The 12,950-nt window shown below is 38.4% G+C and carries 10 protein-coding genes; all 10 read left to right on the forward strand.

Features of this window, described 5'->3' with window-relative positions; all coding sequences use genetic code 11:
- The first annotated feature begins 5 nt into the window (after positions 1 to 5).
- The 10 genes from ABJN95_RS00495 (at position 6) to ABJN95_RS00540 (ending at position 12,950) form a co-directional block, all read left to right on the forward strand.
- Entirely contained in the window at positions 6 to 818 is an 813-nt protein-coding gene (locus ABJN95_RS00495; protein WP_348368019.1) for a head GIN domain-containing protein, read from the forward strand.
- 313 nt (positions 819 to 1,131) lie between these two features.
- Positions 1,132 to 2,217 (forward strand): serine hydrolase domain-containing protein, encoded by a 1,086-nt coding sequence (locus tag ABJN95_RS00500; protein WP_348368020.1) that lies wholly within the window; start codon positions 1,132 to 1,134, stop codon positions 2,215 to 2,217.
- A 73-nt stretch (positions 2,218 to 2,290) separates the two neighbouring features.
- Positions 2,291 to 3,382 carry an amidohydrolase family protein gene (locus ABJN95_RS00505; protein ID WP_348368021.1) on the forward strand — a complete coding sequence of 364 codons (1,092 nt, stop codon included), beginning with the start codon at positions 2,291 to 2,293 and terminating at the stop codon, positions 3,380 to 3,382.
- Positions 3,383 to 3,423: 41 nt separating this feature from the next.
- Positions 3,424 to 4,926: a sulfatase gene (locus ABJN95_RS00510; protein WP_348368022.1), complete on the forward strand. Its 1,503-nt coding sequence runs from the start codon at positions 3,424 to 3,426 to the stop codon at positions 4,924 to 4,926.
- Between the two features lie 194 nt (positions 4,927 to 5,120).
- The gene (locus tag ABJN95_RS00515; RefSeq protein WP_348368023.1) at positions 5,121 to 6,083 is read left to right on the forward strand and encodes a LuxR C-terminal-related transcriptional regulator; all 963 of its coding nucleotides are present in this window, start codon (positions 5,121 to 5,123) and stop codon (positions 6,081 to 6,083) included.
- A 79-nt stretch (positions 6,084 to 6,162) separates the two neighbouring features.
- Positions 6,163 to 8,490, forward strand: a complete 2,328-nt coding sequence (locus ABJN95_RS00520) for an outer membrane beta-barrel family protein (protein WP_348368024.1) — start codon at positions 6,163 to 6,165, stop codon at positions 8,488 to 8,490.
- 79 nt (positions 8,491 to 8,569) lie between these two features.
- Complete coding sequence (locus ABJN95_RS00525; RefSeq protein ID WP_348368025.1) at positions 8,570 to 9,031, forward strand: hypothetical protein; 462 nt, start codon at positions 8,570 to 8,572, stop codon at positions 9,029 to 9,031.
- Between the two features lie 88 nt (positions 9,032 to 9,119).
- Positions 9,120 to 10,619: a M20/M25/M40 family metallo-hydrolase gene (locus ABJN95_RS00530; protein WP_348368026.1), complete on the forward strand. Its 1,500-nt coding sequence runs from the start codon at positions 9,120 to 9,122 to the stop codon at positions 10,617 to 10,619.
- A gap of 361 nt (positions 10,620 to 10,980) precedes the next feature.
- Positions 10,981 to 11,808: a prephenate dehydratase gene (locus ABJN95_RS00535; RefSeq protein WP_348368027.1), complete on the forward strand. Its 828-nt coding sequence runs from the start codon at positions 10,981 to 10,983 to the stop codon at positions 11,806 to 11,808.
- Positions 11,805 to 12,950, forward strand: a complete 1,146-nt coding sequence (locus ABJN95_RS00540) for an aminotransferase class I/II-fold pyridoxal phosphate-dependent enzyme (RefSeq protein ID WP_348368028.1) — start codon at positions 11,805 to 11,807, stop codon at positions 12,948 to 12,950. The genes ABJN95_RS00535 and ABJN95_RS00540 overlap by 4 nt, the downstream gene beginning before the upstream one ends.

The raw sequence follows: 12,950 nt of genomic DNA on the forward strand, positions 1-12,950 counted from the left end.
AAGATATGAGTAATACGTTGGGAGTTTTTAAAATAGTGAATCCCCCTTTTAGGGTATACTACCATAGTAGTCAAATGTTTTTTATACTACTATCTACTTTTTTTGTTGCCTGCTCTTCAGATACCGCTCCAGACTGCTTTCAAAGTGCGGGTGATCTTATTCGGGAGGAAGTTGCAGTTGCCGATTTTACCAAAATAACGGTATTCGAAAACGTAGGACTGGTCTTGAAGCAGGGCCCGGAAATAAAAGTAGAAGTAGAAACAGGTGAATATTTGCGAAATGAAGTTGAGGTAAACGTGGTGGATGGTCGCCTGCTGCTAAGAGACACAAACGATTGCAATTTTTTTCGAGAGTACGGATTAACAACAATCTATGTTACAGCCCCAAATATTGGTGAGATTCGAGCTAGTACGGGATTGAAAATAGAAAGTGACGGTGTACTAGCTTATCCGATTCTAAGACTCATATCGGAAAGTTTTAATAATTCAGAAAGTGAAACTACAGATGGTGAGTTTGACCTTGAATTAGATACCGACGATGTCACCGTTCTCGTAAATGGAATTGCCTATTTCAGACTTCGTGGAAGAACTGAATTTTTTGGTGCTACAGTAGCCGCTGGAGATTCTCGAATTGAAGCCCAGAACTTGAGGGCGAATTTGGTAGATGTTGATCATCGTGGGTCAAATGATATCCTGGTAAATCCTCAGCAAGGTATAAAGGGCGAAATTAGAGGCACTGGCGACGTAATTAGTTTTAATACCCCTAATCTTATAGCCATAGAAGAGTTGTTCAAGGGGAGGTTAATTTTTACGGATTAGTACTTCTAAAAAGTGCCTGTCTTTGTATCAAGAGTGATTCAACTAGTCTGACCTACTATGGTAGAGATTGAATTTAAGCGTAGTACGAACCTAGTCGAGATAAGAAAACAAAGAATAAGATTTCATATACCGCCTTCTTCCATCAAATAAGGAATGCATTCTACTTTTTTTAAAGTGGCTTGGCGAAAAATTCTCGATTGACTATCGAGCTGTAAATGCGCTAAGGTTTGTGTCGAAACAAAGGATCTATTTCTGACGATTGCCACTAATGTTCGCTTTGAGAAAGTCTACTTTGTTTTAACTTTACCCACCAATGCCGAACCCAATAACGACATACTTAAAAAACCTCTTCGCCAAAAAGCGCCTTATAGGCGATAATGTTCAATTGCAAGGTGTCGTTAAAGCAGATGCACTTCTAAATGATTTGGTAAATAAAAAGAAGGTCCCCGGTTTGGCGATTACCGTTGTAAAAGATGGCAAAATACATCTTCAAAAAGGGTATGGATACGCTGACATGGAAGACAAGACTGCTATAAACCCGAGAAAAACCATTTTCCGAATTGCCAGCGTATCCAAGAACATTGCAGCTACTGCTTTGGCCCATATGGTATCTGAAGGTACAATTGATTTGGAAGCTTCTTTTTATGATTATGTACCTTATTTTCCTGTAAAGAAATACGACTTTACTATTCGCCAATTGGCAAGTCATACCGCTGGCATAAGAGGGTATCGCGGTACCGAATACGGACTCAACAAATGCTATACCATCAAAGAAAGTATTGAAATCTTTGCAGACGATGCACTACTGTTCGAACCAGGAACGGATTATTTCTATACTAGCTATGATTGGGTGTTGATTTCATTAGCAATGCAAGAAGCTAGCGGTATTCCTTTCGAAGAATATGTGCAAAAGAAAGTTTTGAATCCGTTGGGAATGGAAAGTACTTTTCCTGAAAATTCTGATTATAAACAGCTTGCAAGTTTCTACTCTAAAAATCGTCTGGGCTTCCGAAAAGCAATACCTGTGAACAATTATTTCAAATTGGCAGGGGGCGGTTACCTTTCTAGTTCCGAAGATATTGCCAATTTTGGGCAAGCCTATTTAGAAAATAAAATTTTAAATAAGGAAGTACTTTCCCCATTTATGACTTCTGAAAAGGTCAATGGAAAGAAAACTTACTACGGACTCGGTTGGCAAGTTAGTGAAGACAATAAGGGGAGGCAGTACTATGGACATGTAGGTAATGGAGTAGGGGGGTATTCCAACTTCTATGTTTATCCAAAACAGCGGATGGTTTTTGCTATTCTAATCAATAGTACTAATCCTAATGTACAAGACGTATTAGATAAGGTGGTTGATGCATTGATTTCCGAATCAACTCAAGAATCCTTGGTTTAAGTCGGCGGATCGTGATATAGTTTTCTAAGGATTAAGTATCTTTAAGTGGTTTGTCATCAATGCTTTAGAATTTATGAGAGGTAAAATATATTTGTTAACCGCTATTGTTGGTTTGGTTGCTTGTAAGTCAGAGACAAAAAGTAAAACCGATGGAGATTCCCCAAGGATTGTTCTGGAACAGCATTCTATAAAAAAAATAGATGTCCATGTTCATTACAAATATGAACGTGACTACTTATCAGACCTCTTTAAAAAATGGAATATGCAAGGGGTGTTGGTCGATGTTGCAATAGCAGATTCTGTTGGCGTTAAGCGTAGTTGGAATGAATATCTGGGGCACACCAAAGCCCAACCAGATTTATTCTTTTTATGTTCTTCGCTGATAGGTGTTGATATCGATAAACCTGATTTTGCTGAAAACGCTATCACTAGATTAAAACATGAGATCTTTTCGGGTGCACGAATGGTCAAGGTATGGAAGAACTTTGGCATGGTCACTCAAGATGCTTCAGGGAAATTTATACAAATAGATGATGCCCGTTTGCAGCCCATTTGGGATTTTCTTAAAGAAAGAAATATTCCGGTTATGGCGCATATTGGAGAACCTGTTCAAGCTTGGCGACCTCTTGATGATCCAAATAATCCACATTATGGTTATTACATGGAACACCCAGAATATCATGCTTACCAACACCCTGAAATACCTACTTATGAAACCATTTTGGAGGCTAGGGATAATTGGATAGCGAAAAATCCGAAATTAAAGATATTATGCGCTCACCTAGGGAGTATGTCGCATGATGTAGACTTGGTGGCGGAACGACTAGAAAAATTTCCGAATATCTATGTAGAACCAGCAGCACGTTTCGGAGATTTGGTAGGTCAAGATTCGGATAAGGTGAAGGCCTTCTTTGAAAAGTACCAAGACCGAATTCTATTCGGAACGGACTACGGTACTTCAAATTCGCAAATTGATAAGTCACTAGACGCGCTTAAATCTGAGGAACAAAACCTTGATGCAAGCTATCAGCGCTTATGGACGTATTTAAGCACTTCAGACTCAGTAGCAATACGAGGGCAAAGAAATAAGGGTTTGGCACTTCCAGAGGGGGTCTTAAAAAAAATCTATTACCAGAATGCCACGGATTTTTTGAAGTTGCAATGATAGATTAAACAAGGGGTATGTATTGTTTTAAAAGAATGGTATTGGGATTACTTATAATGGCTTGCATTTTAGTAGGCTGTAAGGAATCACCAAATCTCGAAAATGCACCACCTAATATTCTATGGATTTATCTCGAGGACACGTCACCACTCTTGAACAGCTATGGCAACACGCTTGTTCAAACTCCAAATATTGACAAGTTAGCGGACCAGGGTACAGTTTATAGCAATGCCTTTATGCCAGCTCCGGTTTGTTCGGCAAGTCGTTCGAGTATTATTACCGGTCTCATGTCGACTACTACGGGAACGCACAATCATCACAGTTCGCGTACCCCCGAATCTGCGATTCTTTTGCCCCAACATATCAAAACAATTCCTGAAGTATTTAGAATGGCAGGCTATTTCACTTTTAACAATGGTAAAGACGATTATAACTTTGAATACAATCGAAAAGACCTCTATAATCAGGAGTATTCGCAACATCCTTTGTACGGTAAAAAGGGTGAGCAGCTAGAATTTAGTGTAATCGCCGGTAGTCAACCTTTCTTTGGACAAATACAATTGGCTGGGGGGAAGGAAATTTTTTCTCCCAATTTTAAGTCGAAAGTTAAAACCCCAATTGATAGGTCAAAAATTGAATTACCACCGTATCTCCCAAACCATCCCAAAATTATAGAGGAATATGCCAATCACTTAGATGCTATTCAAATTACTGATGAAAAGGTAGGAGCACTTATGAAAGAACTCTCGAGTCATGAGTTACTCGATAATACCATTGTTTTCTTTTTCTCAGATCACGGTATGCGACTGATCCGTCATAAGCAATTTTTGTACGACGGTGGTTTGCATGTGCCCCTTATTATAGCAGATTTTAGAAAGGAAAAAGCGATTTTGCAAGGGTTCGTCAATGATGATTTGGTTAGCGGATTAGACCTCGGCACCAGTGCTCTGGCCTTGGCCAATATTCCTATTCCGGATTACATGGAAGGGAGAAATATTTTTGATGATTCCATCGCTTCAAGAACCTTTGTCATTTCAACACGAGACCGTTGTGATTTTACTATTGATAGAATTCGTTCGGTGCGTTCTAAAGAATTCAAATATATCCGCAATTTTATGACCGATAGGCCTTATATGCAACCTACTTATATGGATGTCGATGAGGTGGAATTTGTAACGACAATGAAACAATTATATGTTGATGGAAAATTAAATCCGGTACAAAGTCAGTTTTTTTCGAAAGAACGACCGGCTGAAGAATTGTATTACCTAAAAAAAGACCCTTTTGAAATCAACAATTTAGCGGAAGATCCTAACTATGTTGAAACGCGAACTAAATATGCATCCATTTTACAAGAATGGACTATTGCAACTGATGACCAGGGGCAATACCCTGAAAATAAGGAAGGCTTAAAACTCATGTTAGGTATATGGGGTGATCATGCAATAAATCCTGAGTATGAATCTTTACGCGAGGAATTTAGAGATTTGCCCGGTTCGCAGCTTTATCTAAAAAGGCAGCAATACTTGAAAGTAGAAGATTGAAAACCTTAGTGTTGGAAAAGGAAATTTTAATTCGGTGGTAAAACCTTTAAATGATTTGAAAATTTTTGACTCCTTGTTCCTAGAGTTTTTGTAAATAGAACGAATCGATTGCAAAACACTAAATTAGTGCCATACATTTGCATAGTATCATGATAAAAAGATTTTTGTTTTGTTTTTTAATTCTAAACGGCTCAGTGATCTACGCACAAAATGCGATATCAGGCTTTGTCGATTTAGAAAATGCTGAATCCGTACCCAAAGTGTACCTATCTCAAGTTGCCTTAGAGGATCTTTCTAATGATAGCTCTTCTACCCCAATAAGAACTATTGAGGAGCTGGCCACCACATCACTAGACAAGAATGGCTTTTTCAGTTTCAAACAAAGTCTGATTTCAGATAAGGAAGCCATTTACAAATTGCATGTAAAGCGTTTTGAAGCCGCTTTAAAAGACTCGGTACAAGTTGAGCAGTTGTTTTTGCTTTCCAATAGCGATACGATTCATTTTAAAAAGAGTGACATACCCTTTGCTGAATATACCAATACCAATTTGGCAGATAAAGAATGGCAAAAGCTACGTAGGTTTGAACGTCAATTGCGCAAATCAACTTTTAAAAAAGAGGATAGTTTGACTGAAGCGTATGTCGCTAGTCTAAAGACGTATGCGAAAGACTCTCTTGCAATCTTAATGGTGAAATTAATAGGTATTAAGCAATTGGATACCAAAGATTTGCTTGAGAAAGATATTGCCAAAAATCCTGACTATTATCTAGCCCTACTGACAGAGCTAAAAGAAAGTGATATTGAGCGTTCCGACTATCTATTTTTAGAGAACAAGCTAGCTTTTTTAACTACCGAGGCAGCTGAAAATAAATATGCCACAAGCAAGATAATCAACATGCTCTTGGGATTGATTGCCGTAGGATTGATAGTCTTGGTTTTTCGTTTGCAGCGAAGTAAAAAGCATGATCATAATGCTGATTTAAGCAGGCAAGAAAGGAATATTAAAGGATTAATCCTTGAGGGCAAGAGCAATAAGGAGATTGCCAACGAACTTTTTATCAGTTTAAGCACTGTAAAAACACATATCACCAACATATATAGTAAGTTACGGGTATCGAGCCGGCAAGAATTGCTGCGGAAAGCGCAAAACTCGTAGGGGTACTAGTACTTAAATCAGACTGCTTGTTTTCTTTTTTGGGTTGATTAGCTATTTACTTGCGTCATAAACTTCGATGATGCAAAAACTGACGTTATTGTTTCTTTTTCTTTTGGGAACTTCAGCATATACTCAGCACCAACATAGCATTTCTGGTAAGATAACAGATGTTCAAAACCAACCCATTGCTGTAGGTGACGTTTTATTGTTTTCCAGACAAAATGATACCCTTTTAAAATATGGCTCGATAGTAGATGGCCGTTTTTCTCTACAAAACATTGCCGTGGGTAGCTATCGCTTACGAATTTCTTGTTTGGGTTTTGAGAGCGTAGAAGAGGATTTAGACTTATATAAAAACATAGCGCTGACGATTCAGCTTACAGAAAGCGCTGTTGATCTAGATGAAGTTGAGATCATTGCAGCCAAACCTATTGTTACCAATGAAAATGGCAATTTGAGAATAGATGTGACCAACCCAGTGTTTTCATCAATACCTGACCCGATAGAATTGCTTGCGAGACTTCCGAACTTGCAAATTAGTTATGACAGAGAAGCTGTAGCAGTAATTGGAAAAGGCACGCCTTTGATTTATCTGGGTAATCAACGAATATCGTTAGAAGAACTAAATGCAATTTCAGTAGATGCGATTAGTGCTATTGAAATTATTAAGAATCCATCAGTTAAATATGAAGCAGATGGAAGAGCCGTGCTTTTAATTACCCTTAGAATAAGCGATACAGAAGGGGTTAAAGCAAACCTTTACGAAACCGTTTCGTTTAGACAAAATTTCAACAATTACTATAGTCTTAACGGAAGCTACAAAAAAAAGAAAATGACGTTAAAAGCCAATTTCGGTTATAACGATTTACAAACTTGGGAAAGTCATCAATTCGAATTTGGAATTCCCGAGGCGGCGGTGTTTACAGACTATCTCGTTTTAATCGACCCAAATAAAAGGACACAAATAAATTCTGGAGGGGGCATATTTTACCAAATAAATAGTGACGATTACTTCTCGGCAAACGCAACCGTTCGCCTGCAAACAGATGAATTTACTATAGATACCGATACTTTTCTAAGACAAGAATTGCAGATTGATAATGTCATTACTAAAACGAAAAATGATAATACCAAAGATTTTGTAAGTGGAAATTTTAATTACAATAAAAAACTGAGTTCAAATAGTAATGTATTTACAGGTGTTCAATACTCGTCTTTTATACAACGGTTGAATACAAAAATTTCTAATAACTTCAATGAGAGCGGGTTTGAACGTGCTCAAGATCGAGAGCAGAAATACCGTATTGATGTATTGGCGTATCGATTTGATTTAGTAGGAAAGTTTAAGAATAATATGAAATTTGAATTTGGGTCTAACTTTAGCTATGCTAAGGCGAACGCTTTTACAAATATTCTGTTTTTCGAATCGAACAGCATGGCAAACACAGATTTTGATTATTCAGAGAAAAATCTTGCTGGCTATGCGCAGCTATCTGGAAACATTGGTAAAAAGATCAACTTCAATGCGGGCTTACGCCTAGAAAATAATACCGTAAGAGGTGAGGTCGAAGCTATTGATATTCCTGTGGTAAATAGAATGAATACAAATCTCTTTCCGAAAGTGATGTTGAATTTCCAAATTGATAGTACCAAAAACCTCACGCTCAACTATTCGAGAAGTATCGAACGCCCTAACTATTCAAGAGCAAGTTCAATAAGCTCTTTTATAAATCCGTTTTTGGAAGGTGCGGGCAATGTGAATTTAAGACCTACGTTTGCAGAGGAGCTATCCGCTAATTTTCAAGTAAAGAATAGTTCCTTGTCTATCAATTATTTAAGACGCAAAAATCCCATGTTTTTTACTATTGGTTATAAAGATAATGACGATATGGCGGTCTTGTCTCTTCGAAATCTGCAAAGAGAATCTGGAATCGATATTGCCTTAACCATGCCTGTGTCGAAAGGTAGCTATACCTCAAACAATTCTGTAACCTTGTCATCAAGGCGAATTGAAGATAAAAACACCGTTTCTAAATCTGCAAAGCCATATTTGTATTTTTTTACAGACCATCAATTCAAAATTGGAAAGGACACCACGATTTCCTTCGGTGGCTGGGCATTAACAAAACGCGTTCAGGGTATTTTTGAAAGAAATGCTATGGTGGTTCTAAATTCGACCATCACTAAAACCTTTTTTGACAAGCTTCATTGTTCTTTACGTTTCAATGATATTACAGGTGCAATGAACTTTGAAGAACGCTATTCGATCAATGGCGTTAATGCTGAAGGTGTATATTTCGCCGATGCTCAAGAACTTGCTTTTTCAATGAAATACACCTTTGGCAAAATCAAAGACCCTAACTACAAGAACAAAGATGTAGATGAGAACTTGGATAGAATTCAATAATTGAGTCTGAATTTCATTTAACACTTTATAAGTTATTTGTTTAACGATTTTTTATTATCTTTAAACAAAAATTTATATCATGAAAAAATTAGTAGCTGCATTCTTATTTTTAGGTATGTGCACATCAGGTCTAAAGGCCCAGGAAATTACTTCCTTCCCTGGGATGTGGGGAGAAGCTTTTTATCAGGATAAAAAGAAACTTACGTGGAAGGAAATCGACGCCATTATGAAGGAAAGTCAAGTGGCAGAGATGCATTGGCAAAAGTCTAAAAAACAGGCCTTAGGGGGCTTACTTTTTGGAGCTGCCAACTTTGGTTCTACCGTTTGGTTGATTTCCAATCTTGATAAGAATGAACCCCTCACTGCTCCTTTGATCACTGCTGCGGGTACGGGTCTTATAGGTGCTATTTTCTTTCACGCCTCCTCCAAAAATAAAAGAACTGCTATTTTAGAATACAATGACGCTCTTGACAAGAGGACTTCATATCGCTTGGTTCCTACAAGTAATCAAAACGGTATAGGCTTGGCTTTGAAATTCTAAAAGCTCTTCTTTTCTGATACGTAGTTCCCCTTAAAAGGATAAGTGCTATTTTAGTAGGAAGCGAATACAAACTTCGATTTCAACTAATATGAAGTACCTTGTCCTTTTTTTTATGTTGCCCTGCCTCTTTTTTGGGCAAAAATCCAAATCACTTGATGAGCTTTCTAGTTCCTATGCTGTAAAGTCGTTTCCCATACTCAAAGAGCTGTTGAGTATACCAAATGATGCTTTTTACCCAGACTTCATAGAAAAGAATGTGGTATGGTGTGAGACGGCCTTTGGCCAAAGAGATTTTAGCACGAGGCGCATCGCAACTTCAACAGTGCCTTTACTATTGGCAGAACGAAAGCATAAGAAAGCCAAAAAGACGGTTTTGATTTATCTGCAAATAGATGGTCAGCCAGTTGATAGCACCCGTTGGTTTCAAGAAAGTCCGTATAAACCGGTGTTGAAAAAGAAGAACTCTAATGACGAATGGGAAGCTGTAGCCTGGGATAATATCAGGAACTACCAAGACCACTGGCGCGTGTTTGCGCGCTCCGCTAGTGACGCTAAAGGACCCGTAGCTATGTTTTTGGCAGCATTAGATGCTGCGGCCTCCGTGAAGATCGTTCCGAATTACAACATCAAGGTTATTATGGATTTTGAAGAGGAGTTGGGTTCTCCTAGATTACCTGATGCTGTGGTCAAAAATGCAGATTTACTCGAAGCAGATATGTTGATTATATATGACGGTCCGCGACATATTACCAATCGACCTACCTTGACCTTTGGTGCTCGAGGCATCGCCACCATACAATTGACTACCTATGGCCCCCGAGTACCGCAGCACAGCGGTCACTTTGGAAATTATGCTCCAAATCCAGCGCTTCGCTTGTCAAAATTGCTGGCTTCAATGAAAGATGAGGAAGGAAAAGTGATAATCCCAGGTTTTTATGATGGAATAGCGATCGATTCGAAAACCGAAAAGATACTTAGAGCAGTCCCAGATAATGAAGCCCAAATCAAAAAACGACTACAAATAGCGAAAACCGACAAGGTAGGGGGGTATTATCAAGAAGCCATTCAATACCCTTCTTTAAATATTAGAGGCATGCAATCAGGATGGATCGATGAAAAGGTTAGAACTATTATCCCGGGCTGGGCTCGGGCAGAAATCGACGTTCGCTTGGTTTTGGAATCAGATCCAGATCGACTTCTTAAACTTATTAAAAATCATGTTGCCAATCAAGGTTATTATGTGGTTGCTGGTGTACCTACTGAGAAGGACCGGCTAAAACACAATAAAATTGCCACCTTTACCTCTGAGATATCGTATCAATCCTTTCGTACCGATTTTGACTCCGAAGTGGGAATTTGGTTGAGAAGCGCCTTGCAAAATGCCTTCGGACAAGAACCCATAATGATTCGTATGAGTGGGGGGTCCATTCCCATTTCTCCTTTTGTCACTACTTTAGGAATTCCTGCAGTTACCGTTCCAACTGTAAATCGAGATAACAATCAGCATAGTCCGAATGAAAATCTTCGACTAGGAAATTATAGAGAGGGAATAAAAACCATGATTGCTATTTTAAAGGAAAAACTTTGATTTATCGATGCTGTAGTGGGACAACCTATAAAGCGATGCGTTAGCCCGATGTATTAACAAAATGTAATCAAAATGAAAAAAAATCTCCTGAAAAGGTGATTTTTAAATTTAATTCATACATTAGCCACAAGTTTAAGTGTATTATGACAAAGCAATATTTCTATAACAGATTTTTCTTCTACTTCTTTTTTAAGAGATGTGCAGGACTGTTGTAGTATATTCAAGTTAGATATAATATAGAAGTCCTGCGAAAAGCGGGACTTTTTTTATTCTTCAAATTCTCTGAATTCAAAGAATGGCTTGAACGCACTCACGCTGAATTAATTTTCGGTGATTCAGGGTCTGTTTAAAGAAAAACAAAATGAAACTAAAAATAGCTATCCAAGGAATCAAGGGCTCTAACCACCACCAGGTAGCCAAAGATTATTATGGAGATAAGATCGAGCTGGTGGAATGTTTGTCCTTCCATGGGTTGGTAGACCAATTGTTAAGTGGTGCGGCCGACAAGGGAATTATGGCCATCGAAAATTCAATTGCAGGGTCGATTATTCCAAACTACGCCTTAGTATATGACAACGGACTACATATTATTGGCGAACATTATTTGAACATCCATCATCACCTGATGGTTTCAAAAGGAGAGGGTTTGAATGATATTAAAGAAGTACGTTCGCATCCTATGGCACTTTTACAATGCCGAGAATATCTTAAAACTGTACCCCACATAAAAGTAGTAGAGGATGTAGATACCGCCGAAACTGCCAAACAGATTCAAGAGCGTGATTTAAAGGGTATTGCTGCAATTGCACCTAAGGTTGCTGCCGAACTTTACGGTTTGGACATCGTAGCGACAGACATACAGACGATTAAGAATAATGCCACTCGATTTATCATTGTAAAAACTAAAAACAAGGAGCTTCCCAAGGAAGACATTAATAAAGCGTCTGTACGCTTCATTACCGACCACAAACGCGGTAGTTTGGCGGCTATGCTTAATGTAATGAGTGATTGCAATTTAAACTTGACGAAAATTCAAAGTCTTCCGATTATTGAAACCCCTTGGAAATATGCCTTTTTTGTTGATGTAACTTTTGATGGTTATGCCAATTTCGAAAAAGCAAAAGCGTTGTTGAACATCATGTCAGAAGACTTTAAAGTATTGGGTGAATATAAAAATGCCAGAGGATGATACAGACTGCTGATAGACTTGATACGGTTCAGGAATATTATTTCTCAAAAAAGTTACGAGAAGTGCGGGGACTCATGGCCAAAGGCCGTCCAATTATAAATATGGGCATTGGAAGTCCTGATTTGGCGCCGTCTGAGGCTGTTATCAAGGCGATTCAAAATGCGGTCACCGATGGTGGGGCACATCAGTATCAAAGTTATCAAGGCCTTCTAGAATTACGCGAAGCGATTTCTGAATTCTACCTATCGAAATTTGGTGTTGAAGCCGATGCTACCAATGAGATTTTACCATTAATGGGTTCGAAAGAAGGTATTATGCACATCAGCATGGCCTTTTTAAATGAAGGTGATGAGGTATTGATTCCAAATCCAGGTTATCCCACCTACACTGCAGTCAGTAAATTGGTTGGTGCGAGTCCCAAGTATTACGATTTGGTAGAAGATAAAGGCTGGTTTCCTGAATTGGAAGAATTGGAAAAGGAAGATTTGACCAAAGTGAAACTGATGTGGGTTAGCTATCCGCACATGCCGACTGGAGCTACGGCAACCAAAATGCAATTTGAAAAGCTGATTGCCTTTGCAAGGCGAAACCATATCCTTATAGTCAATGACAATCCGTATAGTTTTGTATTGAACGAAAATCCTGCTAGTATTTTCAGCGTAGCAAGCGCAAAAGACGTTGCATTGGAATTAAATTCATTAAGCAAAACGTTTAACATGGCAGGATGGCGCGTCGGAATGGTGTTAGGGAATGCGGAAAACTTGAAATCCATTTTAAAAGTTAAAAGCAATATGGATTCTGGGATGTTCTATGGAATTCAAAAAGGGGCGATTGCGGCATTGGGAAGTGCTCAAGAATGGTTCGATGATTTGAATAGGGTGTATACTGCTAGAAAAGAATTGATGTTGCAATTGGTTAAGAAATTAGGATGTACCTATGATTCATCTTCTATTGGAATGTTCATTTGGGCAAAGTTGCCTTACGGAGTACCATCTGCAGAAAAGTTTATTGATGACATCTTGTATGACAAAGATATTTTCATTGCACCAGGAACTATTTTTGGAAGTAATGGGGAAGGATATATCCGTTTTTCACTTTGTGTAACAGAAGAGAAAATAATCGAAGCAATAGATAGATTTTAG

The organism is Maribacter sp. (assembly GCF_039974175.1).
Taxonomy (GTDB): Bacteria; Bacteroidota; Bacteroidia; order Flavobacteriales; family Flavobacteriaceae; genus Maribacter_C.

Excerpts from the sequence above, each read along its gene's own strand:
- ABJN95_RS00530 (WP_348368026.1), top strand. The coding sequence starts at position 9,120 with ATGAAGTACCTTGTCCTTTTTTTTATGTTGCCCTGCCTCTTTTTTGGG.
- ABJN95_RS00500 (WP_348368020.1), top strand. The coding sequence starts at position 1,132 with ATGCCGAACCCAATAACGACATACTTAAAAAACCTCTTCGCCAAAAAG.
- ABJN95_RS00535 (WP_348368027.1), top strand. The coding sequence starts at position 10,981 with ATGAAACTAAAAATAGCTATCCAAGGAATCAAGGGCTCTAACCACCAC.
- ABJN95_RS00540 (WP_348368028.1), top strand. The coding sequence starts at position 11,805 with ATGATACAGACTGCTGATAGACTTGATACGGTTCAGGAATATTATTTC.
- ABJN95_RS00495 (WP_348368019.1), top strand. The coding sequence starts at position 6 with ATGAGTAATACGTTGGGAGTTTTTAAAATAGTGAATCCCCCTTTTAGG.
- ABJN95_RS00505 (WP_348368021.1), top strand. The coding sequence starts at position 2,291 with ATGAGAGGTAAAATATATTTGTTAACCGCTATTGTTGGTTTGGTTGCT.
- ABJN95_RS00520 (WP_348368024.1), top strand. The coding sequence starts at position 6,163 with ATGCAAAAACTGACGTTATTGTTTCTTTTTCTTTTGGGAACTTCAGCA.
- ABJN95_RS00525 (WP_348368025.1), top strand. The coding sequence starts at position 8,570 with ATGAAAAAATTAGTAGCTGCATTCTTATTTTTAGGTATGTGCACATCA.